Here is a 26,443-nt window from a genome sequence, read left to right on the forward strand (position 1 = left end):
ATAGTAGGCTTTTTTATTGAATGTATTTTATTATTGTAAATCAAAACGATCAAGATTCATCACTTTAGTCCAAGCAGTAGTAAAATCATTTACAAATTTTTCTTTGTTGTCATTTTGTGCATAAACTTCAGAAACTGCTCTTAATTCTGTATTTGAGCCAAAAATTAAATCTGCTCGAGTTCCTGCAAACTTCATGGCTCCAGTTTTACGATCTCGTCCAATAAATTCTTTATCTTCTGACGCAGTTGCATTCCATGTTACAGAAAAATCAAGAATATTTGTAAAGAAATCATTTGTTAAACTTCCAACATTATCAGTAAGAACGCCAAGTTTAGAACCATCATAATTTGCTCCTAAAACACGCAATCCTCCAACAAGTGCTGTCATTTCTGGAATACTTAGAGTTAGTAAGTTAGCGCGATCTACTAATAAGCCTTCGGCAGCCACATCCAATTTAGAGTTCATATAGTTTCTAAATCCATCTGCCAAAGGTTCTAAGTATCCAAACGATTCTAAATCTGTTTGCTCTTGTGTAGCATCACCTCTACCTTGAGAAAATGGAACAGTCATATTATGTCCAGCTTTTCTTACAGCTTCTTCAACTGCTGCGGTTCCTGCTAATACAATTAAATCTGCCATAGAAATAGTTTCCTTAAATTCACTTTGAATTTTTTCTAATACAGTTAAAACTTTATTTAATTCAGATGGGTTATTTACCTCCCAGCTTCTTTGTGGCTCTAGACGAATACGAGCACCATTTGCTCCGCCACGCATATCTGAACCTCTAAATGTAGAAGCCGAAGCCCAAGCCGTTTTAACCAATTCTGATATTGATAAACCTGATGCTAAAATCATTTTTTTAAGGGAAGAAATATCAGAGTTTGATAAATTATAACTAACTGCGGGAATTGGGTCTTGCCATAATAATTCCTCTTTCGGAACTTCAGGACCTAAATAACGGCTTATTGGTCCCATATCACGATGCGTTAATTTGTACCAAGCTCGAGCAAAAGCATCTTCAAAAGCTTTATGATCTTTATGAAAACGCTTAGATATTTCTAAATAAGTTGGATCCATTTTTAATGCTATATCTGCAGTCGACATCATTAAAGCTTGTTCGCTATTTGCGTCTCCGGCTTTTGGTGCCATTCTAGCTTTTGATGCTTTAGTTGGAGTCCATTGATGAGCTCCAGCTGGACTTTTAGTTAATTCCCAATCATAATTTAATAAAACATCAAAATATTCATCATCCCAACGTGTTGGACTTGGTGTCCAAGCACCTTCTAAACCACTAGTAATTGTATCATCTAAAACACCAGAACCGAAACTGTTTTTCCACCCAGTGCTCATTTCTTCAATTGACGCTCCATGAGGTTCAGTTCCAACATACTTATTTGGGTCAGCAGCGCCATGAGCTTTACCAAATGTATGTCCACCAGCAACTAAAGCCACAGTTTCCTCATCATTCATTGCCATACGACCAAACGTAATTTTTATATCATGTGCAGATTTTAAGGGATTTGGTTCTCCATTTGGACCTTCCGGGTTTACGTAGATTAATCCCATATGAACAGCTCCTAAATGACCTTCTAAGTCACCATCACTTGTGTCATATCGCTCATCATTACCTAACCATTGATTTTCAGAACCCCAATAAATATCTTCTTCTGGTTCCCAAACATCTGCCCGTCCACCAGCAAAACCAAATGTTTTGAATCCCATTGATTCTAGTGCACAATTTCCGGCAAGAATCATCAAATCTGCCCAAGAAATTTTATTTCCATATTTCTTTTTTATTGGCCATAATAATAAACGTGCTTTATCTAAATTACCATTATCTGGCCAACTGTTTAATGGTGCAAATCGTTGTGTTCCAGATCCTGCTCCTCCGCGCCCATCTCCAACGCGATAAGTTCCTGCACTATGCCAAGCCATACGAATCATAAATGGACCGTAATGTCCATAATCTGCTGGCCACCAATCTTGAGAATCTGTCATTAAATTAATAATATCTTGCTTTAGTTCATTGTAATTGACACTGTTAAAAGCTTTCGAATAATCAAAATCTTCACCCAATGGGTTAGATTTTGCTCCATTTTGGCGCAGAATATTTAATTTTAACTCATTTGGCCACCAATCTCTGTTAGAAGTTCCCCCTCCAGCTGTTTTTTTTTGTGTACCACTTTGAAATGGACATTTACTTATGTCTCCATTCTTATTATGCTCCATTTTTCTAGTTTTAAAATTAGTATAACCCAAATTTACGATAAAAATATTGATGATTTTTATCTATATTTTTTATTTGATCATAACTTAAATTTATCAAAAACATGCATAAATGCTTGATAATATATGTTTTGTGATTTTTGTAGGATGATGAGGATTGTAATTAAATTATCTACATAAGAAAATCTTATTTTAAAATAAGTAAAAAAATTTATCTCAGTTTTTTATTAGTTTAAACTAGAATATATTTGCGGCTTAAAATTATTAATCAATAATAAATAACAGAAAAAATGGCAACTTTAGTTGGAAAAAAATTCCCAGATTTAAATGTAGACGCAATGAATGATATGGGAGATACATTTAAATTAAATGTTTTAAAAGAAGCAAAAAATAAAGGAAAAAAAGTATTATTGTTTTGGTATCCAAAGGATTTTACATTTGTATGTCCTACAGAATTACACGCATTTGAAGCAGCTTTAGCTGAGTTTGAAGAAAGAAATACAATTGTAATTGGTGCATCTTGTGATACTCCAGAAGTTCATTTTGCTTGGTTAAGTACTTCTAAAGACAATGGAGGAATTGAAGGTGTTTCTTATTCTTTGTTAGCAGATAGCAATAGAAACTTATCTTCAATTTTAGGAATCTTAGATATTACGAATGAGACATTTGATGAAGCCTCACAAACTATTCAGGTAGAAGGAGATAATGTAACTTATAGAGCAACTTATTTAATTGATGAAGAAGGAACTGTTTTTCATGAAGGAATCAATCATATGCCAGTAGGCAGAAATGTAAATGAGTTTTTACGTTTAATTGATGCTTATGCACATGTGCAATCTCATGGAGAAGTATGTCCTGCAAACTGGGAAGAAGGTAAAGATGCAATGTCTCCTAATGCAAAAGGAACAGCAGCATATTTAGCTTCTCATTAAATAATTAGTTATTATTAGAAAGCATAACAATCTTAAATTAGAAAATAGATTAGTTCGTTTTACTTATAATATCACAAAATTAAAAAAAAAATGGTACAAGAATTAAGTCAAGATAATTTAGCAGAAATAGTTTCTGATAATCAAAAGGTAGTCGTACAATTTTCTGCATCATGGTGCGGAAACTGCCGTATAATGAAGCCAAAATTTAAAAAATTATCTTCAGAAAATGAAGACGTTGCTTTTGTGATCGTCGATGCAGAAAAATTTCCTGAAAGTAGAAAATTAGCAGATGTTAGTAATTTGCCAACTTTTGCAACTTTTGTTGATGGTAAATTTTTAAATCAAACACAAACGAACAAGTTTGATGTTTTAAAAGATTTAGTAAACCAAGTTATTTAATTATGAAATTACCTGTAATAAAACACTTAACCAGTTTTATTGAAGAAAACGACCAAGATTACGTTTTAGAAACAATAGAAACCTTAGAAGCTTTAACTGAAGTTCCGTCTTTAAAGGATGAAGAATTAGATGTTATTGGAGAATTGATTTCTAATATGTATGGTGCTTTAGAAGTTCATAAAATGATTAAAGAAGGTACTCAGAAAAAAGAAGCATTAAATACTTTTATGAAACGTGTATTGGGTTCTATTGATCAATAGTTCTGATTTTTAATATAAAAATTAAATCCTGAGTGAAAACTCGGGATTTTTTTCAATTAATTGTAATTCAGAAGTTTCTTATTCATAAAATTTAATAAAATAAAACACTATTTTTTATTTTAATCATGGGTTAATTGCTTTATAATTTTCTTATGTTTTGGAAATTTTTTTGAAAGTTCTTTGCAACTGGGAAGTACAAAATCTCTGAAGTCAAAACCCGGCGAAACTGTGCATCCGGTGAAAGAAAAAGAATTTTTTTCTAAAACTTCAGCAGCAAAATAATACCTAGCAGGCACTGTGAATTGTAAGACTTCACCATTTAGAAAATCATTTCCAATCAATACAGCAGCATATGCTCCGTTTGGTGAAATCATGTGTAATCTTAAAGTCGTTCCGGTATAAAAATGCCAAATTTCATCTTGATTTATCTTATGAAAAGCAGAGAATTTATCAGAGGTTAGTAAAAAATAAATACTCGTACAATAATTTCTGTTTCCATCAAATTCATTTCCTAGATGTTTTGATTGAATTTCACCGTTACTTCTATAAGTCTCCTTAAAGTAGCCACCTTCGGGATGCTCGATTAAATTAAAATGACTAATAATTTTTGCAACTTTCATTCCGTATTTTTATTTTCGTTTACTTTTTTAATAATCGCTTTTAAACGCTCTTTTGTAAGTTGTTTTTCTAGCTTTACTTTGTTGATTTTTTGATTCATCAACTTTGTATGTTTAGCTTTGTTAACCGTATTTTTTGCTTTCCCTTTTTTAGGCATTTAGATAGAATTATGAAACGAATTTAAGGAATTTTATTTCTAAAAACTGGGTTAAGTGTTTATAAAATTTGTGAAAAAATTATCATTTTAATCGATAAAAGCCATCTCAAAACTAATAGAAAACCCATGTTTTTTTTTATCTTTAAAGAATAATTAGAATGAACATGGATTTAGAAAAATATGAAGTCACAAGTGCCATAAATATAAAAGATTTTTCTACAAAGGAAGTAATAGAAGATTCGAAAAAGGAACTTAAAAAAGTAAGAAAAAAAATAAGTACGTTGCAAGATAGGATGTATGCAGAAGGAAAATATAGCATACTTATTTGCCTACAAGGAATGGATACATCTGGAAAAGATAGCTTGATTAGAGAGGTTTTTAAAGATGTAAATGCACGTGGAGTGGAAGTTCATAGCTTCAAAGTTCCAACAGAATTAGAATTAAAACATGATTTCTTATGGCGTCACTATTTAGCACTTCCTTCAAAAGGCAAAATAGGAGTTTTTAACAGAACCCATTATGAAAATGTGTTGGTTACAAGAGTCCATCCTGAATATATTTTTGGCGAAAACATCCCAGGCGTAAGAAGTTTAAGCGATTTGAATGATGAATTTTATCATGATAGAATGGATAGAATTAACAATTTTGAAAATCATCTTGCTAAAAGTGGAACAATTATTTTAAAGTTCTTTTTAAATTTATCTAAAGATGAACAAAAAAATAGATTATTAAGAAGGTTAAATTTGCCAGAAAAGAATTGGAAGTTCTCGACAGGAGATTTAAAAGAACGCAAACTATGGGATAAATATCAGTATTGTTATGAAGATTTATTAAACAGAACCTCCAAACAAAATGCTCCTTGGTTTGTAATTCCGGCAGATGATAAACCAACAGCAAGATTACTTTTAGCTGAAATTTTATTAAAAAATTTAAAAAAATATAACTTTAAAGAACCAACTTTACCGTTAAAAATTGTTGATCAAATAGATGATTTTAAAGCACAATTAAATAATAAATGAATTTAGACTTAAAAAAACCAATTGTATTTTTCGATTTAGAAACTACGGGTATTAATATTGCAAACGACAAAATTGTAGAAATTTCAATTTTAAAAGTTTTTCCAAATGGAAATAAAGAAAGTAAAACATGGTTGGTAAATCCAGAAATGGAAATTCCACAAGGTTCTATAGATGTGCACGGAATTACAAATGAAAAAGTAGCGACAGAACCTACTTTTAAAGAGTTAGCCTCCAAAGTAAATGAAATGATTGCAGGCTGTGATTTAGCAGGATTTAATTCAAACAGATTTGATATTCCTTTATTAGCAGAAGAATTAATGCGCGCAGGAATTGATTTTGATATGAAGAATAGAAAAGCAATTGATGTGCAAGTTATTTTTCATAAAAAAGAACAGCGAACTTTAAGCGCGGGATATCAATTTTATTGCGAAAAAGAATTAGAAGGTGCTCATGGAGCAGAGGCAGATACAAATGCTACTTATGAAATTTTGCTGGCTCAATTAACTAAATACAAGGATATAGGAAACACAGTTGATGCGTTAAGTGAATATTCAACGCATGGGAAAAGAGCGGATTTTGCAGGTTTTATTTTGATGAATGAAGAAGACCAAGAAATTTTTTCTTTTGGAAAATATAAAGGAAGAACAGTTGTTGAGGTGCTAAAAGAAAATCCTGGTTATAATAATTGGATTCAGAATGCAGATTTCCCTTTATACACCAAAAAAGTGTTGAGGGGAATTAAAGAAAGAATGTCTGCTCCAAAGAATAAAATGTCTGATGCAGAAAAATTAGAGGCCTTGCAACAAAAGTTTAATTTGAGGTAATATTTAATCACAGATTAGGGCCTTTACGCATATCAATTAATTTAGAATAAAATGTTTATAAAATATAAGAATTTACCAAGCAATTCTCGTGTTTGGATTTATCAGTCAGCCAGAGAGTTCACGAATAAAGAGGTTGACTTTATAGCTTTAAAATCAGAAGATTTTATTAATCAATGGACACGTCATGGAGATGATTTAAAAGGTTCATTTACCATAAAATACAGACAGTTTTTAATTTTAGCCGTAGATGAAAGTTTTAACAATATTTCTGGTTGCTCTATTGATAGTTCAGTTCGTTTTATACAAGAATTAGAGAAAGAATTACAATTAGATTTAATGAATAAAATGAATGTTACCTTCAAAAATAATGATACAATTAATTTAGTGAATTTGGCTGCTTTTCAGAAATTTGCAAAAGACGGAAAAATAGGTCAAGAAACCATTGTTTTCAATAATATGGTAAATACCAAGGAAGATTTTGAAAACAATTGGGAAGTTCCAGCAAAAAAAAGCTGGCATAAACGCTTTTTAATATAAATATTGAGTTAAAACAGAGTATGAAAAAAAGAGTACTGTTATTGTTTTTAATTGCATTTGTTTGCACATTACAATCACAAAGAATAGATCCTTTAAGAACTAGAGATTTTGAAGCTCAGGAAATTTGGGTAGACAGTATTATGAATAATATGTCAATTGATGAAAAAATTGGCCAGATGTTTATGGTGCAAGCTTATTCTAATTTAGATGAAGAGCATGCAATCTTTATTTCTGAATTGATTACGAAACATCATGTTGGTAATTTGATTTTTATGCAGGGAACTCCAGAAAAACAGGCTGTTTTAAATAATAGATATCAAGCGCTTTCTAAAGTTCCTTTAATGATTGGTTTTGATGGAGAATGGGGTTTAGATATGCGTTTAAAAAACACCTACAAGTTTCCTTGGAACATGACTTTGGGTGCAATCAAAAATGATTCTTTAGTAAAGGAATTTGGAGAACATTTAGGGAAACATTGTAAAAGGTTAGGAATTCATATCAATTTTGCACCGGTTGTAGATGTAAATGTAAATCCAGAAAATCCGATTATTGGCAATCGCTCTTTTGGAGAGAGTAAAGAGAATGTTACGCAAAAAGCAATTGCTTTTACCCATGGAATGCAAAAGTATGGAGTGATGGCAAATGCAAAACATTTTCCTGGTCATGGTGATACAGCAGCAGATTCTCATCACACATTACCACTTTTAAATTTTGACAAAGCACGTTTAGATTCTATTGAATTGTACCCTTACAGTAAAGTTTTTGACGCTGGTATTGGCAGTGTAATGACAGCACATTTAAATATACCAAGTTTAGAACCGAATGGAACATTACCTACATCACTTTCAAAAAATGTAGTTACAAATCTATTGCAACAAGAGTTGGGTTTTAATGGGCTGATTATTACTGATGGTTTAAATATGAAAGGGGCTACAAATTATGCGACATCAGCAGAAATTAATTTATCAGCAATTCAAGCAGGTAATGATTTGCTTTTAATTCCGCAAAATGTGCCTGCGAGTATAAGAATTATAAAACAAGCTCTTGCGCTTAAAACGCTATCAGAAGAGAGAATCAATAAATCTGTTCGTAAGATCTTGAAAGCAAAATATTGGATGGGTTTAAATAATTATAAACCTATAGAAATTTCAGGCTTGCAGGAAGATTTAAACACTATTGAAGATGAATTGCTTCATAGAAAATTGTTGAAAAATGCAATTACTTTGATAAAAGATTCAGATCAAAATATTCCTCTAGGAAACTTAGAATATAAGAAGATTGCTTATGTGAAATTAGGGGATGATTCTGGAGATCATTTCGTAAATATGTTAAAAAATTACACGAAAGTGGAAGTGATAAGTGATAACAATTTAGATGGATTATTAACAAAATTGAAATCCTATAATCAAGTAATTATTGGTTTTCATAAATCAAACAAGCATCCTTGGAAGAGCTATAGATTTAAAAATAAAGAATTAGTTTGGTTACAAGAAATTGCAAGAAACAAAAAAGTTATTCTAGATGTATTTGCAAGTCCTTACAGTCTGTTACAAGTAAAAACATTTGTCAATATAGAAGCTATAATCGTATCGTATCAAAACAGTAAATTAGCACAAGAACTTTCTGCACAAATGATTTTTGGAGCTTTTAAAGCTCAAGGAAAATTACCTGTTTCTATAGGTGAAGAATTTAAAGTAGGTCATGGTTTACAATCTTATAGTTTAAGTAGATTGGAATATACAATTCCAGAAGAAGCTCAAGTATCCTCAAAAAAATTAGCCTTAATAGATAAATTAGCTGATACTATTTTAGAAGAAAAAATGGCTCCAGGTTTTCAGGTTTTAGTTGCAAGAAAAGGTAAAGTTATTTTTCAAAAAAGTTACGGATATCATACTGCAAATGAAGTTAGAAAAGTTAGAAATTCGGATATGTATGATCTTGCATCTCTTACTAAAATTTTAGCTTCTTTACCATTGATAATGAAAGCTGAAGAAGAACAAAAAATAAGGCTATCTGCCAGTCTACAAGATATTTTACCAAGTTTTAAAAACAGCAACAAAGGGGCAGTTTCGGTAAAGGAAATCCTTTCTCATTATGGAAGATTAAAGGCTTGGATTCCTTTTTACAAAGGTGCTCAAGACAGTTTTTCAGGTAAAAATTCATCTAAATTTTATAGAAAAAAAAGAAACTCAAAGTTTAATATAGAGGTTGCTGAAAATTTATATATCAGTAAATTTTATAAAGATAGTATTTATAAGTATATAAGAGAAGCAGATCAGAGAGAGAAAAACGGCTATAAATATAGTGATTTAGGGTATTATTTATTCAAGGAAGCGCTAGAAAACACTTACCATAAACCATTAAATAAATTAGTTAATCAAAAATTTTACAATTCTTTGGGAGCAAATAGAATGACCTATTTACCTCTTGCTAAGTTTAATAAATCGGAGATTGTACCTTCAGAAAAGGACGATTATTTTCGAAATCAATTACTACATGGTCATGTGCATGATATGGGGGCGGCAATGTTAGGCGGAGTAGGGGGGCATGCGGGTTTGTTTGCTAATGCAAATGATGTCGCAAAAATTATGCAAATGTACTTGCAGAAAGGGTTTTATGGTGGAAGGCGATATTTAAAACCAGAAACTATAGGTAAATTTAATACACGTTATTTTTCGGAGAAAAAAGTACGCAGAGGTTTAGGTTTTGATAAACCTCAATTAAACCCGAAAGTAAAAGCAACTTGTGGTTGTGTCTCTGATGAAAGTTTTGGTCATTCGGGATTTACAGGTACTTATACTTGGGCAGATCCTAAAAGCGAAATTGTTTATGTTTTTCTATCGAACAGGGTATATCCTCACATGAACAATACAGGTTTAATTAAAACGAACATGCGTACTAAAATTCAACAAGTCATTCAAGATGCGATAATAGATTAGAAGCTGCTTCCTATTTATTAGCAGCTCTTTTTAGATCGTCTTTTTTTTTTGTCAAAACTATGATTGGCGTATTTTTAGAATTAAATTGCTGCATAAGATTCTTTAAGAGCCATTTTTATTTAAGTGTTTTCTGTATTTGTTTCTGAAAATTTTGAGTAAACAAAGACTATGACTATGGAAGTGAATAAGTAACAAGTAGCAATTTTCCAATCAAAAAATAGATATATAATCCAAGTTTGTAAAACATAAAAAAAAGGAAAAGCAAACAAGCTAAATGTGAATCTAAAAGTATCTATAAACTCAATTTCATCAATTTTTTTAGAAGCTTTTCTCCAAATAAAAAAAGGGATTAAACTATTTAAAATAATGATATAATACAAAGGTTGTAAGAAGTTTACATGTTTCTTTTTTTGTTTTGGATAATTTCCAGATTCAATAATTTTATTAATTGAATCAACATTTGTAAAATCAACATTTAAGCTGTTTAACTTGGCCAAAATTGAGCAGTATTTTTCATCATCAGGAATATGAACACTTAATTTTTTTAGTTGCTTGCTAACCTCATCTTTTAAATTATTGATGGAAGAAGTCATTTCATTTGATTTATAAAATGTTTTAACTGCAATAGGTTTGCCAAAAACAATAGCTACCTTTGAGGGATAAAAAGAAGTATTTTGATAGGTAAGTCCAACTGGAATTACGCTTATTTTTAAATCAGGATATTTATCTAAAGCACCAAAAACAATCCTTGTAAATCCTTTACTTAAATTTCTAATAGTTCTTTTTCTATTATGACTTGCTTCAGGATAAATCAGTAAAGTTTCTCCTCTTTTAAAAATCTCAAAACAGTTTTCAAAAACTTCTTTATTTTTTGCCATTTGACTCGATCCATCTCTAATTCTGTAAATGGGTATTAAGTTTAAACTTTCCAAAAACTTCTTAATAAAGGGCTTTTTAAAAGCCGCAGCTCTGACTAAATAATGACTTTCTCTTCGACAATTTGTAGTTACGATTAAAGGATCTATTAATCCATTAGGATGATTTGCGCAAAACAAAATAGCTCCTTTTTTAGGAATATTTTTTTCACCAGAAACCAATATTCTTTTGCTGTAAAAGAACAAACCTATTTTTACTAAAAATCTAAATAAGTTGTACCAAGTTTTTTGTATCATCTTAATTATATATTCTTTTTTCTTCCCCAAAAAGTAGCCAACGCCATTCCTGAAAACACATCCCAAATTCCCCAAAAAGCAGCTAGTAAAGCCATTCCTCCTAAACCATCGAAAAATCCGAAAATTAAAAGCAATCCTAAACCTCCATTCTGAATGCCTGTTTCCATAGAAATTGTTTTACAATCCTGTTGTTTTAATCCAAAACTTTTGGCTGTATAAAAACCAAGAATAAAAGCAAAAATATTATGAAAGATAACCAAGAACATCACATGGTGAATGTAGCTTACAAACACATCTAAGTTTTGAGAAAAAGCTACAAAAATAAGCACAATGAAAACAGTCATAGAAAGAGGTTTTAATATTTTTTCTATTTTAATTGCTATTTCTGAATGGTAATGTTTAATAACCATTCCTAGAATTAATGGAATTCCTAAAATCAAAGAAACTAGTTTGAGTAGGTCTACCCAATTTAATTCAACTGTTTTTAAAATTTCATTTGTAGGCTCGTACATACTGCCCCAAAATTGTAAATTAAAAGGAGTCATAAAAATACAAATCAATGTTGCGAAAGCTGTTAAACTAACAGAGAGGGCGGCATTACCTCCCGCCATTTTACTAAAAAAATTTGATACATTTCCTCCGGGACAAGCCGCAATCATCATCATTCCTAATGCAAAACTTGGATGAGGTTCTATAATTAAAATTGCAAAAAAAGTGACTGCTGGTAATAAAATAAATTGTGATAGCACGCCTACAAAAACTATTTTCGGATTTTTAAAAAGACGACTAAAATCATCAATTCGAATACCTAAAGCAACACCAAACATAATGACTGCAATTGCAATATTTAATATCCATAAACCCTCTGAATCGAAGTTTATTTTAATGTCATCAATATTAATTGTTGTATCCGTTAGTAAAAACATATTTTTATTTTCTATAGGCACCAAGTTGCATGTTTTTTTGAGAGACTTTAAGGGTAAGTTATTTAAAGATATTCTCTAATTTAAAAAAGCATATGAAATAATATTTACACCCATTTTCAATGCTTTTTCGCGTAATTCTTTTGGGTTATTGTGTATTATTTCATCTTCCCAACCATCACTTAAATCTGTTTCGTAATCGTAAAAAACAACTAATCTTCCTTCATAAAACAACCCAAAACCTTGTGCAGGCTTTTTATCATGTTCATGTATTTTTGGCATTCCTTCAGGGAATTTAAAAGTCTGATTATAAATTGCGTGATTACTAGGAATCTCTTTAAAATCTAACTTAGGGAATACTTTTTTGAGCTCTCTCCGTATAAATTTGTCTAAACCATAATTGTCAGAAATGTGCAAAAATCCTCCAGAAATTAAATAGTTTTTTAAATTAATTGCTTCTTCATCAGAAAAGAAAACATTTCCATGACCAGTCATAAATATTAGTGGAAAATTATAAAGATCTTCACTGCCAATAGTTACAGATTGTGGATTTTTAGAAATAGTAGTTTTAATAGTTTTATTTGTAAACTCCACTAAATTAGGAATTGCTGTAGGGTTAGCATACCAATCTCCGCCACCATTATATTTTAAGACAGCAACATCTTGTGCATAGGTCGATAAAGAGATTAAAAGAATAAGTAGTGTTATAAACTGCTTCATAGATTATTCAATAAATGAATTTAAAGCAAGATACTAAAAATGATGTTACTGATTTATAAAAGATACATTTTGTACAGCAACCAAAGCAGCCGTCTCAGTGCGTAATCTACTTTCCCCTAAAGAAATAGGAATCATGTTTTTTGTTAAACATTTTTTTATTTCTTCGGATGAAAAATCACCTTCAGGACCAATTAAAATAGTGATTTTTTCTACCGGATTTAAAACAGTATTCAGTAATTTTTTATGGTCATCTTCACAATGCGCAATGCATACTTTTCCATCAAAATCTTGAAGGATAAACTCATTAAACTTTATCGGAGGATTTAATTTTGGAATTGTAAATTTTAGTGATTGTTTCATAGCAGATTGAATAATCTTCTTGTAACGCTCAATTTTTATAATCCTTCTTTCTGAATTATGACAAATAATCGGCGTAATTTCATCAATACCAATTTCTGTTGCTTTTTCTAAAAACCATTCCATTCGGTCATTTAATTTCGTAGGAGCGATTGCTATGTGAACATAGTAATTCCACGGTTTTGGTCTCTCTTTTGAAGAAACAATTTCTGCAATACATTTCTTATCACTCGCAAAACTAATTTTAGCATCAAATAGAAAACCTTTTCCGTTTGTGATTTTTAAGACATCATTTTCTTTTTTGCGTAAAACACGCACAATATGTTTACTTTCAATTTTATCAAAAGTAACTTGAGTAGTTTTAGAAGAAATTTCAGAATTATAAAATAGTTGCATTTTTTTTATTTTTCAGATTTTCAAATTTATTATTATCAACTCACAATTGAATTACAGAATCCTCTTTTTATAGGTTCGCCGTCGTTTATGTGTTATTGGAGCAAATTTTTCCCATAATTTATTGATAGCTTCATTGTCTTCTAATTCAGGAGTTCTTATACAATTATTGATTCCCAATGGCCCAAATGTTTTTGTGTATTGATCAAAAATTATGGCGTGTACACCTTTATTTTGATAATCTGGATGCACTCCAATTAAATAAAAAGTAACATCTTTTGAATATTTTCTTGCTTTTAATAAATGAAATAAACCAAAAGGAAATAACTTGCCTTTTGCCTTTTGCAGAGCTTCAGAAAATGAAGGCATAACAATAGCGAAAGCCACCAGCTTATTCTGCTCATTGACCACAAATTTTATATATTCTGGATTTATAAAAGAAATATATTTCTTTTTAAAAAAAGCAATCTGACTTTCAGAAATGGGCACAAAAGTTGATAATTTAGAGTAAGCTGCACTAAAAACTTCAAACATTTCATCTACATAGGGCATAATCTCTTTTGTTTTTGTAAAGTCTAATGCCGTAAGTTTAAACCGTGTTTTGATAATGTTACTTATTCTATTAAAATAAGCACTATCTACGTTTTTGAACTTGAATTTATTCTCTAAATATTCTTTTTCTTTTACAAAACCTAATTGTTCTAAGTGGTCTTTATAATAAGGATGATTATACCAAGTAATCATCGTTCCCAAATGATCAAAACCTTCAGTTAAAACTCCAGTTTTGTCAAGATTATTAAAACCTACTGGCCCTTCAATATACTCAAGATTATTTTTAACCCCAATTTTTTTGACTCTATTTATTAGTGCTTTTGTAACTTCTATATCATCTATGGTATCAAACCATCCAAAACGCATTTTTTTAATTTGTTGCTTTTCAACTTCAAACCAATTAATAATCGCAACAATTCTACCAACAATTTTCTTATTTCTGATGGCTACAAAAAATTGAGCTTCGGCATTTTCAAACACAGGGTTTTTTTCTGAGTCAAAATTATCAACTTCGTCTTTTATAATTGGAGGTACCCAGTATTTGTTATCTTTATACAGTGAAAAAGGAAAAATGACAAACTCTTTCATTTCCTTTTTTGTAGTAATTTTTTTAAGTGTAATCATGAAACAAAAGTAGTATTTCTAGTGGTCATCTTTTTTTACTTCTTTTTCTAATTCTTTAATTTCTCTTTCAAGCTTTTCAATTTCGGTTTCTTCTTTCCTCTTTTTCTTGCCAAATAGTCCAAATAAACCTCTTTTTTTGTTTTTAGTGATTTTTTTTGTTCTAGTTCTGCTAGGCCTTTTTCTTATTGTTTTTGTATTTTTCTTCCTTTCAAGAAAGCTAAAAATCCTTCTAAAAAAACTTTTTTGATTATTATATTTTGTTTTCGGAGTACCTTTTAGAGTTAAATTAGATTCTTGTAAATCAACAAATGAATCTTTATGTTTATTTATTCTGTAAGAAATACCTAAACTACCATATGTCCCCTCAGCTTTACCTTCAAAAAGTATTCTTACAGAAGTATTTATTTGAAAATCTCTATTAATCAAATAGGCTAAACCAGCAGCTAGATTTGTGTTGTTTTGATATTTTTGTAATACTGTTTGGTTTTCAAAAAAGCCAGACCATTTGTCACTAAAATTTTGTGTAGCCGTAATTATATATGAAAATTCGGAGAAATCAGTCCCAATTTTGTCGTAGTATAAATTAGTAATAATATTAAAATCATTACTCAAATTATTTTGTAATAAGATTCCTATTTTAGGCGACATATTTCCTGTTTTATATATGTCGTTTACCATATCTGTATTTACTCCTGCATAAATTGCTACAGAGGGAATTAACCTATTTCGATCAAAGGCATGTCTTTTTTTCCAGCTTCTAACTTCTTTACTTTTATCTTTATACTCTTTTTGAAAAACTAAATATTTTGCACCTATAGTAATTTTTTGAAATCCTGTTGAAAAATAAGAAGAAGTAAAAATGTTTTTAAATGCAATTTTATCTCTTTGATAACTCACCTGAGCATTTAGTTCTAATTTTTCGGATAAGAGACTAGTTCTAAAAAGCATATCAAATCCAAAAGATTGTGGAATAGAAAAAGTAGGCTCTATAGATGTATTTCTTAAAAATAAATTACCTTCAAATTGATAAATGCCTCTTCCAACACTATAAGGACTCTCAGAGAAACCAGGTTTGTTAGAATTTATAACATCCGTATATTGACTGTAAGCAGACGAATAACCAAGTAGAAAGAATAAACAAGAAAGTTTCAGTAGATGGTTTTTCATTAGCCCAAAAAAGCGTTTAAATTTAAAATTGATTTGTGAAACAAACATAGAACAAAATTGCTGTTCTTAAAAGCATTGAGTACTTTTTTACTTTTGTTAAAATTTTATAGTTTGTTAACGCTGCAATTGTTGTCAAATTGTTATTTTTGATTGATTTTTAAAATTATTGAAATTGAAAACATTATTTATTATTCTTCTAGTTTATTTAGGCTTTAAGTATTTAATACGGTTGTTTGGTCCTTTTTTAGTAAAAAAAGCAGCAGAGACTATAAAGAAAAAGACCGAGCAACAATATAATAGTCAGCAGCCTAAAAGTACTGTTAAGGAAGGCGAAACAACTATAGATAAAGCACCAAAAAGCAACCAACAAGGTAAAAATTCTGTTGGAGAATATGTGGATTTTGAAGAAATAGATTAATCTTTAAGCGGTGTTTACTGTAAATTCTAGGTACTTTTTTAATTGAATGCAATCAAATTTAATTTTTAAATCTAACTTCGTAAAGTGAAATCAAAAAAACTTCTACCTTATATTATTGCAATTGCAATTTTTATTTTTGCCTCTTTAATTTATTTTTATCCTGTTTTAAAAGGACAAAAAATAGCCCAATCAGATATTACTCAGTTTCGAGGAATGGTTAAGGAAATTAACAATTTTAGAGCTGATAAAAATACAGAACCTTATTGGACAGGAGCTTCTTTTTCAGGGATGCCAGCCTATCAAATAAGTGCATATTATCCCAATGATTTCGTTAGATTAATAGACAGAACTTTACGTTTTTTACCAAGACCAGCAGATTATACTTTTCTTTATTTTTTAAGTTTTTTCGTATTGATGTTGGCTTTGAAAATTGAATGGAGATTGGCAATTTTAGGGGCACTTTCCTTTGGTTTTTCTACCTATTTAATAATCATATTTGGGGCAGGACACAATGCAAAAGCGCATGCAATTGCATATATGCCATTAGTCCTAGCCGGAGTTTTATGGGTTTTTCAAAAACGGTATATTCTTGGCTTTTTAGTTACAGGTTTTGGGCTGGCTTTAGAAATTTATACAAATCATCCTCAGATGACTTACTATCTTGGGTTTTGTTTATTAATTTTAGGAGTTGTTGAATTTATAAACGCTATCAAAGAAAAGTTACTTCCAGTTTTTATAAAACAAAGTGTTGTAATTATTGCTGCAGTTTTATTAGGAATTGGAGCAAATTCTTCACGCTTAATGGCAATGAAAGAATATGGGGATTATAGTACAAGAGGAAAATCCGAACTAACCATAACTCCTGATGGTAGTGAAAAAGAAGCTGCTGTTGGATTAGATAGAGCCTACATTACGGAGTATAGTTATGCCAAATTAGAAACTTTTAATTTATTTATTCCAAGATTTATGGGTGGAGGAACTGTTGAGAAACTAGAAAACAGTTCAGAGTTATATAAAGTTATTGAAACAAAACTAGGAAAAAAAGGAGCAGATTATTTTACCGATCAAGCGCTTACATATTGGGGGGATCAAACAATTGTTGAGGCTCCTGCTTATATTGGTGCTGTTATTTTCTTTCTTTTTTTCTTAGGTTTATTTTTGGTGAAAGGAAGGTTAAAACAATGGTTATTAGCCGCAACAGTATTTTCTGTTTTATTAAGTTGGGGTAGAAATTTTGAAGGATTAACTAATTTTTTTATAGACTACGTGCCTTTGTATAATAAGTTTAGAGCGGTTTCTTCAATACAAGTTATTGCAGAATTGTGTGTGCCAATTTTAGGTGTTCTCGCTTTAAAAGAATTTTTCTCCTTAAAAATTTCATCCGAAGAAAAAATTAAAGCACTAAAAAAATCACTTTACGCTTTTGGAGGATTAATTATCATTGGTTTTTTATTAGCACATAGTTTTTCAACTTTTGAAGGAATTAGAGATACTACGTACTTAAATATTGAAAAAGAATATAATATTATTGGGGTTTTAGATGCCGTAATTGCGGATAGAAAAGCGATGTTATTATTTGATGTTTTACGTTCTTTATTTTTAATGCTGTTAACCGCTGGTGTTTTATGGATGTTTCTAAAAAGTAAATTAAAACAAGGAATTGCTATTTTAATAATTGCTGTTTTTGTTTTGTTTGATTTAGTTTCTGTCGACAAAAAATATGTAAATAAAGATGATTTTAAATCATCAAGAAAAATAGAAAAACCTTTTATTGCTTCAAATGCTGATAAATTAATATTGCAAGATAAAACTCATTTTAGAGTAGGTAACTTTTCAGTAAACCCAATGAATGACGGAAGCACCTCTTATTTTCATCAATCTATTGGGGGCTATCATGCGGCAAAAATGATGCGTTATCAAGAATTGTTTGAATATCAAATTGCAAAAAATAATATGCAGGTATTAAACATGTTAAATACGAAGTATTTTATTGTAGATAATGATAAAGGTGAGAAACAAGCACAACAAAATCTGGATGCAAACGGAAATGCATGGTTTGTAAAAAATGTGAAGGTTGTAAATTCTGCTAATAGTGAACTACAAATTTTAGATTCTTTAAATACTAAAATGAGTGCTGTTATAGATAAAAGTAAACTATTAGACAATGTTAATTTTAATTTTGAAAAAGATTCAACTGCGACGATTAAATTGATAAATTATGATGTTACAGAATTAACCTACCGAACCAAAACTGAAAAAGAGCAGTTTGTGGTTTTTTCTGAAATTTATTATAAGGATGGCTGGAACGCCTATATTGATGGAAAATTGACAAACCATTTTAGAGTAAATTATGTTTTACGTGGAATGAAAATTCCTGCTGGAGAACATGAGATAGAATATAAATTCGAGCCAAAAGTAATACAACAAGGAGGCATGATTTCGTTATTTTCCTATATCTCTATAATTTTAGTTTTTGTAGTTTGGTTTTTTTACGGAAAAAAAAACAAGGGGGGTGAATTAATCTAGGTTAAGACCTTTTATAAACTCAGATGGCGTATTTCCTTTATACTTTTTAAAAGCTCTTGCAAATGCCGAGGCATTCGTATAACCAATTTCTGCGGCAAGGGACTTAATTGTATAGTTTCTATATTTACGATTTGTAGTCAATTTTTTAATAATATATTCTATTCTTAATTCAGTAATATATCGTTTAAAAGATTGATTAAATTCTTTATTAATGATGTAGGATAAATAAGAAGTATTAGTATTTAAATTTTTGGCCAGAACGTTTATACTGAAATCCGGGTCTAAAAAATCTGTGGTTTTTTTAAGTTCATTTATCCCTTTTAAAAGGGTGCTCTCTAATTTTTGATTAATGTTATATTCTTTTTTTTGAACGTATAGTTTACTTTGAAGTTCAGTTTTAACATCTATTAATGTTTGTGATATTTTTATATTTCTTTTAAATAATAAATAGACTATTAATATGACCAATAAAATAACTAAAAATGTAATTATTGATAGGTTTTTTGTCTTGGTTTTTTGCTTTTTTAGAATTAATTTATTTAACTCTTGGGCATTCTGATAGTCATATAAATAACAAGAGTTATTAGCCTCGTTTTTGTTTTTATTTAAAACTTTTAATTCTGCTATGGTTATTTCAGAATATTTATAGGCACTATCTATTTCTTTGTTGTTATAATATTGGTTTGCTAAAATATCATGGATAGAAATCGCTCTTTTTTTAATTTTTGGTTTTTTTGTGTAATTTTTTAAAAACTGTTTACTATAATAAAGTGTAGAGTCGTTATTTTTAAGTTGATAAAAACAAATTGCTTTTAATGAATTGATAGTTTGCGTTGTTTTAAATAGAGCACTATTTGCAGTATATTTTTGAATTAAATTTAAAGCATCTTTAAACCTTTTTTTAGAAATTAAAACTTCAACTTCTCTTAATTGATATAAGGTTTCTGAATCTTTATGTGGTGGATTAAATTTTTTAACGACTTCAAAAGCTCTTTTAAAATAGACGCTTGCAGAATCTAAATCACTACTTGTTTCGTGTTTACTAGACTTTAAATAAGATTCTCCAATGGTATTTAATATTGATGAAAGATTTAGTTTTAAATAGTAATCTCTCTCATTTAAATCTGAATAAATACTTATGTGCTTCGGAAGTATTTCTTTTAATATCTGCCTGGCTTCTTCGTAAAGACCTAAAATTGATTTAATAATTGCTAAATTATATTCGGTTGAAAGCAAATTAGTTGTATAATAATAGTCTTTTTTCGCTAAGCTTTTAACAATCTTCTCTCTTTCTACTAAAACTTCAAAAGCATCTTGAAATTTGTTCTGGTTTTTATAAATCCAAAAAAGTCTATTTAAAGCTGTAATTTTATTTTTTTTGAAACAAAGTTCATTCCTATTATTTGAATTTTCTAAAACATATAATGTTTTCTCCTTTGCTAATTTTAACTTACTCTTTTGATAAAGAGCTTTCGCTTCCATGTTAAAAGCACTGTAAAAATTACATAAGTTTTTAGATTTTTTTAATTTTTTTGAATAATAAATTAAACTATCACTATTAGTATCCGTAAACTCTACAATTTTTTTTAGGTAGAAGCTGTCTTTCTCCGAGTTCTGTGCGGAAATAAGACCGGTAAATAAAAAAACTACAAGTTTTAAAAAAACCTTCTTTTTTATCATGAAAAATTTAAATATTAAATACTGTATATACAATGATAGGGAACTTCACTTGAAATCGAAAAGAAATGAGTGCTTATATTCAATATTCGTTTTTTTTTAACCCTTTAAAAAGTGTGCTTTTTATAAAAAGCCCCATATTATCTTAGCTGTTAACCTCAAATAACAATATATTTGTTTGAATTAGGGATCATTGCTTGAAGCATAGAAGAAGAGATATTAGTTTGTCTCTTCTTTTTTGCGTTTTAATTTTGTGGATATATCTTTATTTCTCTTCGATTTCCTTAAATTTACTTTTTATTTAAATCAGATTCTTGCAAATAAATAGTTCAAATACAGTCTTTAGAAAAAAACAATTACTACTTCAAAATAGTTTTAAAAGTTCCCCTTTTTTTTTAATACAGAAAGAAGAAATATGAGAATTGGAATGATTTTAGACGCTCCTTTTCCTCCAGATCCAAGAGTCGAAAATGAAGCAGTTTCATTAATAAAAGCTGGTCATCAAGTTTTTCTTTTTTGTTTAAAATACAGTAATGAAAAAACTTCAGAAGTAATCAATGAAATTCAGGTTAGAAGATACAATTCTAATAAATTAGAATACAAACTTTCGGCGCTGGCATATACAGTTCCTTGTTATACTTCGTTGATGTCTTGGAAAATTGAGCAATTTATAAAAGACACTAAGGTTGAATCCTTGCATATTCATGACATTAGAATTGCACAAGCAGTTTTTAATGTCAATAAAAAATACAATTTACCCATTATTTTAGATCTACACGATAATATGCCTGAAGTAATGAAATTGTATCCTCATCTTCAAAAATTTCCTGGTAAATACATTATTTCGCCTAAAAAGTGGAAACAGAAAGAAGAAGAATTTATTTTAAAAGCGAATAAAGTAATTGCAGTTTCACCAGAATTTTTGGAAACTCTAATCGCTAGATTACCTGTAAAAAAAGATAAATTTGTTTTAGTGCCAAATACTATTCGAAAAGCTTTTTTTGAAGATTATAAAGTGGATTTAAATATTACTAAAAGATATAAAAATAAGTTTGTTATTTTGTATTTGGGAGATACGAACATAAGAAGAGGCTTGGAGACGGCGATAAGTTCTGTAGAAAAATTAAAGTATAAGATACCGAATTTAAAATTGGTAATTGTTGGAAAGAACACAACCGATACAATTTTGAAGCAACAAGTCAAAGATTTAGAAATAGCCGAGTTTGTTGATTTTGAAGGCTGGAAAAACGTTAGTTTATTTCAGTCTTACATTCTTTCTAGTGCCATTTGTATTTCTCCTTTACACAGAAATTTACAACATGATGTAGCTTATGCGAACAAAATTTTTCAGTACATGAGCTTTGCAAAACCATTATTAGTTAGTGATGCCATTGCACAAAAACGATTGGTCGAAAAAACGAAATCAGGCTTAGTGCATCAAGAAAAAAATGCAGAAGATTTTACGGATAAAGTTTTGAAATTATTTGACGATGAAACTTTAAGAAATGAGTTGGGAGAAAATGGAAAATTTTTTATTGAAAATGAATTTTCTTGGGAGCAAACATCAAAAAAACTCATACATTTATATGATAATCTTTTAAATTGAAAGTATTAATAATTACATATTATTGGCCTCCTGCAGGTGGTTCTGGCGTTCAGCGTTGGTTAAAGTTTGTAAAGTATTTACAAAAATTTGATATTGAACCAATTATATACACAGTTGATAATGCAAATTATCCAAAAGAAGATATTTCTTTAATTCATGAAATTCCAAAAAATATAAAAGTTCTGAAACAACCAATTTTGGAGCCAACGGATTTGTTGTTTTGGAAGAAAAAAGAGACTCAAAAAAAGGATGTGTCTAATGCTGTAAAGAATGGTTTTTTATCATTTGTTAGAGGTAACTTCTTTATTCCAGATCCTAAAGTATTCTGGGTAAATTCTTCGGTTAAATATTTACACGAATTTTTGAAATCAAATAAAATTGATGTTGTAATTTCTACAGGTCCGCCTCATAGCATGCATTTAATTGCAAAAAAAATACATCAAAAAAATAAAATAAAATGGATTGCAGATTTTAGAGACCCTTGGAGTGATTTGTATTATAACAAAGATTTTAATCAATTACCATTTGCAAAAAACAAAAATATAAAGCTAGAAACTTCTGTTTTAGAAAATGCGGATTGTATTTTAACCGTGAGTAATTCTTTAAAAAAACAGTTTTCTAAAAAAGCAAAAAGGGTGGAAGTGATTACGAATGGTTTTGATGATGAAGTTTTAACTGAAAATTTAATAGCATTAAACACTAAATTTACAATTTCTTATATTGGTTTGTTACCAAAACAGAGCAATCCTAAAATACTATTTAAAGTATTGGAAATTTTATGTTTAGAAAATTCAGACTTTAAAAAGGATTTACAAATTAATTTTATTGGTGATATTACTGATGCTGTTAAAATTGAAATAGGGATTCATAATTTATCGAAGAATACGCAATTTATTGGGTATGTTTCTCATCAAAAGGCAATTGAATATCAAAAAACATCACAAGTTTTGTTATTGTTAATTCCTAATATTGAGAATTCTAAAGGAATTTTAACGGGTAAATTATTTGAATATCTGACGGCGAAAAGACCTATTTTAGCAATTGGTCCAGAAAATGGAGATTTATCCGAAATATTAAAAAGCACAAATGCAGGGGTTATTGTAGATTTTAATAATGAAGTAAAATTAAAATTAGAAATTAGTAAATTGTATCATCAATACAAACAAGGAAAGTTAAAAGTGAATTCTAAAAATATTGAACAATTTCATAGAAAAGTATTGACTAAAAAATTATCAGAAATTATAAAAAAAATATAAATAAATAATGGGAATTGTTTTAAAACAATCTTTTAAAAATACAATAATTATATATTTAGCTTTTTTAATTGGAGGTGTAAATACAATTATATTTTATCCTGAGTTTTTAGGATCAAAATTTTATGGTTTAGTTGTTTATTTATTATCTACTTCAAATATCATTATGCCTTTTTTAGCTTTTGGAGTCCATTTTACAATGGTAAAGTTTTTTTCATCTTATGAAACAAAAGAACAAAAAGATAGGTTTTTATCATCATTAATATTCTTACCACTACTAATAGCATTACCTCTTGGTTTTCTTTGGGATTATTTCCACCAATTAATAATGAACAGAGTTACAGAAGGAAATAAAAATATAGAAAGTTATACTTTTTCTATATATATCATTAGTGTGTGTTGCGCATATTTTGAGTTTTTCTATTCTTGGACAAAAGTGCAACTAAATACTGTTTTTGGCAATGTTTTAAAAGAACTTTGGAATAGAGTGGTAGTGATGATTTTATTACTTTTTGTCTTTTTAGAATGGATAACAAAAATTGAATTTATTTATTATTTAACTTACGCTTACATTCTAAGAACAATTGTAATGATGTTTTATGCATTTAAAGTGTATATGCCTAAATTTCATTTGAAGTTACCAGATAATTTTTCTGAGATTATTAAATATTCTGCTTACATAATTTTAGCTGGAAGTGCAGGTGCTATTTTATTAGATATAGATAAAAATATGATACCTAATAAAGATACTATAGAAAAAGTAGCATATTACACAGTTGCTGTTTTTATGGGTTCTTTTATTGAGGCTCCAAGCAGAGCAATGACACAAATTTTACAACCTTTAACCTCTAAATCTTTAAATGATTCTGATATTGGTGAAGTAGAAAATTTATACAAAAAAAGTTCTATTAATTTATTTTTAGTTGGAGGATTGTTTTTTTTACTAGTAAATTGTGGAGTACATGAATTATTTAAATTAATGCCAGAAAAAGGATACGCAGGTGGGGAGTTAGTTGTGTTAATGATTTCTATAGCAAAATTATACACTATGTTTTTAGGCAATAATGGTGCAATAATTGGGAATTCAAAATTTTATAGAATTACTTTACCCTTGGGTATTGGTATGGCATTGTCTGTTTATTTTATGAATAAACTTTTTTACTTTAAATTAGATTTCGGGACTGATGGTCTAGCATTGGCGACTTTAATAACCATTTTGTTTTTTAATACTGTAAAATTGTTTTTTGTAAAAAGTAAGTTCTTAATTACTCCTTTTACAGATAAGTCTTGGAAGATGTTTGTTATAATTTTAGTTCTATTTTGTTCTTTTTATTTTTGGAATTTTTCCGTACCAAAAGTAGAAATTTTTAATAGAGATATTTCTCCCATATTTAATCTCATTTTGAAAAGTATTTTAATTACAGTTTTGTATTTGTTTATTGTGATTAAGTTTTCTATCTCTAATCAAATTAATAGTATTGTAAGAAGATATATTAAATTATAGATAACAATCTATAAAATCTGTCAGCATATGAAATAGTAATGCCAACGCAATAACTCTTGTTTTCTTAAAAAAAAGTCCAGTAAAATATATTCCACAAGCAAAATAGGTATGTAATGGATGAAAATTAATGCTGCATCTGTTTTCTTGAAAAATAGGATTTGCTATTAAGTGATCTAAATCTACGAGCATAGATGACAAGAAAATTAAATAAATTATTTTCCAGTTTTGTTTAAAAAATAAAAAAGATATGAGCAGTGGTACTAAGAAATGAAGCGAATAATGGACTATGAATTTTGACATAAAAAAAAGGTTTATCGCAAAATAAACCTTTTTTTTTATGATAAAAGAAATGGGGGAGAATCTTTTTACTAATCAAAATTAATGATTAAAAGACAAAATAACGTTTACATATGTTAAGCGATTTTATATAGAATAAATACTTTTTCTAATTCTACTTAGTTGAACGGCTGTAATGTTTAGGTAAGAAGCTATGTTATATTGGGTGATAATTTCTTCAATATTTGGTATTTCTCTTTTAAGTTTTAAATATCTCTCTGTAGCGTTTAACACTGAAAGATCATAAATTTTAGACTCCATTTTTAGAAAAATAAATTCCAAGACTTCACTATGCAGGCCAGCTATAGCGATATCTTTTCTTGCAAGCTCTTTAAAGCTTTTATAATTAAATTTATAAAACACACAATCAGTTAAGCAGTCATACGAAAGTTCACTTGGTTTGTTAGAGATTAAGGATGCTAAAGGGCCTGTTGTTCTATATGGAGTGAATATACTTCTTATATGTTCTTTACCTTTGTCATCAACAAAATAAGACTTTACTATACCAGATTTTATAATATAACTATCAGTTGCAATTTTCCCAGCTTTTGCTATAGTATCTTTTTTCTCATAGCTTACAATATTTATTAGTTTAGAAAATGCTTCAAAACTACTCTCTGGAATTGGAGTGAAATTAGGATTTGAAAAGAAGTTTTTTAAAAATTCCATAATCTATTATTTTTATATGTTTTAATAATTTTTATCATAAATAACTACAGGTATTAGGTCCTTCCATAAATAATAGGTCTAAAATAGAGAGATTGGGAATAAATCCATGTTTCTCATCAAACATTTGAATGTAATTATGTTTCATGTTTTTCAAATGATTTTTTTTTTCTGCAAGATATCTAAAATCTCTTTCGGTCTCTTCAACTCTGTATTCTTCACTTTTAGAAAAACTAGTCTCTAGTTGCAAAGCGTCATCAATAAATAGAAAGGTGTCAATATTTACATCTTGAAGATATTTATATTTTTTTTCAAATATAGGAGCAATGTCATCTTCAAAAAACTCAAAAAAAGGAGAGCTTCGATACGCTATTTTTAAAGACTTAAAATGATGGTCTTGCCAAGGAAAATCGTTTTCAATTAAAGTGTCTTTTGTTTTTTTTCTTCCGTCTTTAATTTGATGTTTTACTGGAATACTTAATAATTGTTTTCCATTAGAATTATGAATGTAACAGCGGTTTCTGTAGCTTTGTTTTTGAAAATTATCATCCATTTCGAAAACAATATTTTCAGATTTTATAACTTCTGAATATTGAGAAATAGGAGAGAAGTACGTAGGAATAAACAAAGACATGCTA

25 protein-coding genes are annotated in these 26,443 nt (G+C 29.0%); 12 read left to right on the forward strand and 13 right to left on the reverse strand.

The window, feature by feature from the left end:
• Positions 1–30: 30 nt before the first annotated feature.
• Positions 31–2,229, reverse strand: a complete 2,199-nt coding sequence (gene katG / locus BLT88_RS04840) for a catalase/peroxidase HPI (RefSeq protein WP_091953381.1) — start codon at positions 2,227–2,229, stop codon at positions 31–33.
• A gap of 287 nt (positions 2,230–2,516) precedes the next feature.
• On the opposite strand from katG, the gene BLT88_RS04845 reads away from it, so the two are divergent.
• The 3 genes from BLT88_RS04845 to BLT88_RS04855 all read left to right on the forward strand — a co-directional run bounded on the left by BLT88_RS04845 (position 2,517) and on the right by BLT88_RS04855 (position 3,817).
• A complete protein-coding gene (locus BLT88_RS04845) occupies positions 2,517–3,158 on the forward strand; it encodes a peroxiredoxin (RefSeq protein WP_091953382.1) in 642 nt (213 codons plus the stop codon).
• A gap of 90 nt (positions 3,159–3,248) precedes the next feature.
• Positions 3,249–3,557, forward strand: a complete 309-nt coding sequence (locus BLT88_RS04850; protein WP_036785105.1) for a co-chaperone YbbN — start codon at positions 3,249–3,251, stop codon at positions 3,555–3,557.
• Between the two features lie 2 nt (positions 3,558–3,559).
• Complete coding sequence (locus BLT88_RS04855) at positions 3,560–3,817, forward strand: hypothetical protein (RefSeq protein WP_091953384.1); 258 nt, start codon at positions 3,560–3,562, stop codon at positions 3,815–3,817.
• 119 nt (positions 3,818–3,936) lie between these two features.
• Here BLT88_RS04855 and BLT88_RS04860 read toward each other — a convergent pair whose 3' ends face one another.
• On the reverse strand, positions 3,937–4,437 hold the full coding sequence (locus tag BLT88_RS04860; protein WP_091953385.1) for a cupin domain-containing protein: 501 nt from the start codon (positions 4,435–4,437) through the stop codon (positions 3,937–3,939).
• Positions 4,434–4,592: a hypothetical protein gene (locus BLT88_RS14230; protein ID WP_172824260.1), complete on the reverse strand. Its 159-nt coding sequence runs from the start codon at positions 4,590–4,592 to the stop codon at positions 4,434–4,436. Before BLT88_RS14230 ends, BLT88_RS04860 begins: the two co-directional genes overlap by 4 nt.
• 164 nt (positions 4,593–4,756) lie before the next feature.
• On the opposite strand from BLT88_RS14230, the gene BLT88_RS04865 reads away from it, so the two are divergent.
• Genes BLT88_RS04865 through BLT88_RS04880 form a run of 4 tightly spaced genes read left to right on the forward strand, consistent with a single transcriptional unit; the run spans position 4,757 to position 9,911 of the window.
• A complete protein-coding gene (locus tag BLT88_RS04865) occupies positions 4,757–5,611 on the forward strand; it encodes a PPK2 family polyphosphate kinase (RefSeq protein WP_091955653.1) in 855 nt (284 codons plus the stop codon).
• Positions 5,608–6,435: a 3'-5' exonuclease gene (locus BLT88_RS04870; RefSeq protein WP_091953387.1), complete on the forward strand. Its 828-nt coding sequence runs from the start codon at positions 5,608–5,610 to the stop codon at positions 6,433–6,435. The genes BLT88_RS04865 and BLT88_RS04870 overlap by 4 nt, the downstream gene beginning before the upstream one ends.
• 51 nt (positions 6,436–6,486) lie before the next feature.
• Positions 6,487–6,972: a hypothetical protein gene (locus BLT88_RS04875; RefSeq protein WP_036785115.1), complete on the forward strand. Its 486-nt coding sequence runs from the start codon at positions 6,487–6,489 to the stop codon at positions 6,970–6,972.
• 20 nt (positions 6,973–6,992) lie between these two features.
• Positions 6,993–9,911, forward strand: coding sequence for a glycoside hydrolase family 3 N-terminal domain-containing protein (locus BLT88_RS04880; RefSeq protein ID WP_091953389.1), 2,919 nt, complete (start codon positions 6,993–6,995; stop codon positions 9,909–9,911).
• 119 nt (positions 9,912–10,030) lie between these two features.
• Here the strand turns inward: BLT88_RS04880 and BLT88_RS04885 are convergent, their stop codons facing one another.
• From BLT88_RS04885 to BLT88_RS04910, 6 genes are all read right to left on the reverse strand, one after another.
• Positions 10,031–11,083, reverse strand: coding sequence for a lysophospholipid acyltransferase family protein (locus BLT88_RS04885; protein ID WP_091955654.1), 1,053 nt, complete (start codon positions 11,081–11,083; stop codon positions 10,031–10,033).
• 5 nt (positions 11,084–11,088) lie between these two features.
• Positions 11,089–12,009, reverse strand: a complete 921-nt coding sequence (locus tag BLT88_RS04890) for a bile acid:sodium symporter family protein (protein ID WP_091953390.1) — start codon at positions 12,007–12,009, stop codon at positions 11,089–11,091.
• A gap of 75 nt (positions 12,010–12,084) precedes the next feature.
• Entirely contained in the window at positions 12,085–12,726 is a 642-nt protein-coding gene (locus BLT88_RS04895; RefSeq protein ID WP_091953392.1) for a DUF4159 domain-containing protein, read from the reverse strand.
• A 45-nt stretch (positions 12,727–12,771) separates the two neighbouring features.
• Positions 12,772–13,479: a 16S rRNA (uracil(1498)-N(3))-methyltransferase gene (locus BLT88_RS04900; RefSeq protein WP_091953393.1), complete on the reverse strand. Its 708-nt coding sequence runs from the start codon at positions 13,477–13,479 to the stop codon at positions 12,772–12,774.
• A gap of 51 nt (positions 13,480–13,530) precedes the next feature.
• Positions 13,531–14,652, reverse strand: coding sequence for a GTP cyclohydrolase (locus BLT88_RS04905; RefSeq protein ID WP_091953395.1), 1,122 nt, complete (start codon positions 14,650–14,652; stop codon positions 13,531–13,533).
• Between the two features lie 18 nt (positions 14,653–14,670).
• Complete coding sequence (locus tag BLT88_RS04910) at positions 14,671–15,819, reverse strand: transporter (protein ID WP_091955656.1); 1,149 nt, start codon at positions 15,817–15,819, stop codon at positions 14,671–14,673.
• Between the two features lie 172 nt (positions 15,820–15,991).
• Between BLT88_RS04910 and BLT88_RS04915 the strand changes: the two genes are divergently transcribed.
• Both BLT88_RS04915 and BLT88_RS04920 read left to right on the forward strand, forming a co-directional pair.
• Complete coding sequence (locus BLT88_RS04915) at positions 15,992–16,237, forward strand: DUF4834 family protein (protein WP_231960074.1); 246 nt, start codon at positions 15,992–15,994, stop codon at positions 16,235–16,237.
• 84 nt (positions 16,238–16,321) lie between these two features.
• Positions 16,322–18,763, forward strand: coding sequence for a YfhO family protein (locus BLT88_RS04920; protein WP_091953397.1), 2,442 nt, complete (start codon positions 16,322–16,324; stop codon positions 18,761–18,763).
• Here the strand turns inward: BLT88_RS04920 and BLT88_RS04925 are convergent.
• Positions 18,755–20,245: a helix-turn-helix domain-containing protein gene (locus BLT88_RS04925; protein ID WP_157691129.1), complete on the reverse strand. Its 1,491-nt coding sequence runs from the start codon at positions 20,243–20,245 to the stop codon at positions 18,755–18,757. The two genes, BLT88_RS04920 and BLT88_RS04925, sit on opposite strands and share 9 nt — an antisense overlap.
• Before the next feature lie 610 nt (positions 20,246–20,855).
• Between BLT88_RS04925 and BLT88_RS04930 the strand changes: the two genes are divergently transcribed.
• From BLT88_RS04930 to BLT88_RS04940, 3 genes are read left to right on the forward strand one after another with little or no spacing between them, the layout of a single operon-like run.
• Positions 20,856–22,046 (forward strand): glycosyltransferase family 4 protein, encoded by a 1,191-nt coding sequence (locus tag BLT88_RS04930; RefSeq protein ID WP_091953400.1) that lies wholly within the window; start codon positions 20,856–20,858, stop codon positions 22,044–22,046.
• The gene (locus BLT88_RS04935; RefSeq protein ID WP_091953402.1) at positions 22,043–23,302 is read left to right on the forward strand and encodes a glycosyltransferase family 4 protein; all 1,260 of its coding nucleotides are present in this window, start codon (positions 22,043–22,045) and stop codon (positions 23,300–23,302) included. Before BLT88_RS04930 ends, BLT88_RS04935 begins: the two co-directional genes overlap by 4 nt.
• Positions 23,303–23,309: 7 nt before the next feature.
• Positions 23,310–24,803 carry a lipopolysaccharide biosynthesis protein gene (locus BLT88_RS04940; protein ID WP_091953404.1) on the forward strand — a complete coding sequence of 498 codons (1,494 nt, stop codon included), beginning with the start codon at positions 23,310–23,312 and terminating at the stop codon, positions 24,801–24,803.
• On the opposite strand, the gene BLT88_RS14325 is transcribed toward BLT88_RS04940, so the two are convergent.
• The 3 genes from BLT88_RS14325 to BLT88_RS04955 form a co-directional block, all read right to left on the reverse strand.
• Positions 24,798–25,103: a DUF6122 family protein gene (locus BLT88_RS14325; protein WP_036785134.1), complete on the reverse strand. Its 306-nt coding sequence runs from the start codon at positions 25,101–25,103 to the stop codon at positions 24,798–24,800. The two genes, BLT88_RS04940 and BLT88_RS14325, sit on opposite strands and share 6 nt — an antisense overlap.
• Positions 25,104–25,226: 123 nt before the next feature.
• Positions 25,227–25,808, reverse strand: a complete 582-nt coding sequence (locus tag BLT88_RS04950; RefSeq protein WP_091953405.1) for a Crp/Fnr family transcriptional regulator — start codon at positions 25,806–25,808, stop codon at positions 25,227–25,229.
• Between the two features lie 34 nt (positions 25,809–25,842).
• Positions 25,843–26,439, reverse strand: coding sequence for a WbqC family protein (locus BLT88_RS04955; protein WP_036785135.1), 597 nt, complete (start codon positions 26,437–26,439; stop codon positions 25,843–25,845).
• Positions 26,440–26,443: the final 4 nt, after the last annotated feature.

The organism is Polaribacter sp. Hel1_33_78 (assembly GCF_900106075.1).
Lineage (GTDB): Bacteria > Bacteroidota > Bacteroidia > Flavobacteriales > Flavobacteriaceae > Polaribacter.

Bases quoted from the DNA above. Each gene is read 5' to 3' on its own strand.
- katG (WP_091953381.1), bottom strand. From the start codon at position 2,229: ATGGAGCATAATAAGAATGGAGACATAAGTAAATGTCCATTTCAAAGT.
- BLT88_RS04845 (WP_091953382.1), top strand. From the start codon at position 2,517: ATGGCAACTTTAGTTGGAAAAAAATTCCCAGATTTAAATGTAGACGCA.
- BLT88_RS04850 (WP_036785105.1), top strand. From the start codon at position 3,249: ATGGTACAAGAATTAAGTCAAGATAATTTAGCAGAAATAGTTTCTGAT.
- BLT88_RS04855 (WP_091953384.1), top strand. From the start codon at position 3,560: ATGAAATTACCTGTAATAAAACACTTAACCAGTTTTATTGAAGAAAAC.
- BLT88_RS04860 (WP_091953385.1), bottom strand. From the start codon at position 4,437: ATGAAAGTTGCAAAAATTATTAGTCATTTTAATTTAATCGAGCATCCC.
- BLT88_RS14230 (WP_172824260.1), bottom strand. From the start codon at position 4,592: ATGCCTAAAAAAGGGAAAGCAAAAAATACGGTTAACAAAGCTAAACAT.
- BLT88_RS04865 (WP_091955653.1), top strand. From the start codon at position 4,757: ATGGATTTAGAAAAATATGAAGTCACAAGTGCCATAAATATAAAAGAT.
- BLT88_RS04870 (WP_091953387.1), top strand. From the start codon at position 5,608: ATGAATTTAGACTTAAAAAAACCAATTGTATTTTTCGATTTAGAAACT.
- BLT88_RS04875 (WP_036785115.1), top strand. From the start codon at position 6,487: ATGTTTATAAAATATAAGAATTTACCAAGCAATTCTCGTGTTTGGATT.
- BLT88_RS04880 (WP_091953389.1), top strand. From the start codon at position 6,993: ATGAAAAAAAGAGTACTGTTATTGTTTTTAATTGCATTTGTTTGCACA.
- BLT88_RS04885 (WP_091955654.1), bottom strand. From the start codon at position 11,083: ATGATACAAAAAACTTGGTACAACTTATTTAGATTTTTAGTAAAAATA.
- BLT88_RS04890 (WP_091953390.1), bottom strand. From the start codon at position 12,009: ATGTTTTTACTAACGGATACAACAATTAATATTGATGACATTAAAATA.
- BLT88_RS04895 (WP_091953392.1), bottom strand. From the start codon at position 12,726: ATGAAGCAGTTTATAACACTACTTATTCTTTTAATCTCTTTATCGACC.
- BLT88_RS04900 (WP_091953393.1), bottom strand. From the start codon at position 13,479: ATGCAACTATTTTATAATTCTGAAATTTCTTCTAAAACTACTCAAGTT.
- BLT88_RS04905 (WP_091953395.1), bottom strand. From the start codon at position 14,652: ATGATTACACTTAAAAAAATTACTACAAAAAAGGAAATGAAAGAGTTT.
- BLT88_RS04910 (WP_091955656.1), bottom strand. From the start codon at position 15,819: ATGAAAAACCATCTACTGAAACTTTCTTGTTTATTCTTTCTACTTGGT.
- BLT88_RS04925 (WP_157691129.1), bottom strand. From the start codon at position 20,245: ATGGAAGCGAAAGCTCTTTATCAAAAGAGTAAGTTAAAATTAGCAAAG.
- BLT88_RS04930 (WP_091953400.1), top strand. From the start codon at position 20,856: ATGAGAATTGGAATGATTTTAGACGCTCCTTTTCCTCCAGATCCAAGA.
- BLT88_RS04940 (WP_091953404.1), top strand. From the start codon at position 23,310: ATGGGAATTGTTTTAAAACAATCTTTTAAAAATACAATAATTATATAT.
- BLT88_RS14325 (WP_036785134.1), bottom strand. From the start codon at position 25,103: ATGTCAAAATTCATAGTCCATTATTCGCTTCATTTCTTAGTACCACTG.
- BLT88_RS04950 (WP_091953405.1), bottom strand. From the start codon at position 25,808: ATGGAATTTTTAAAAAACTTCTTTTCAAATCCTAATTTCACTCCAATT.
- BLT88_RS04955 (WP_036785135.1), bottom strand. From the start codon at position 26,439: ATGTCTTTGTTTATTCCTACGTACTTCTCTCCTATTTCTCAATATTCA.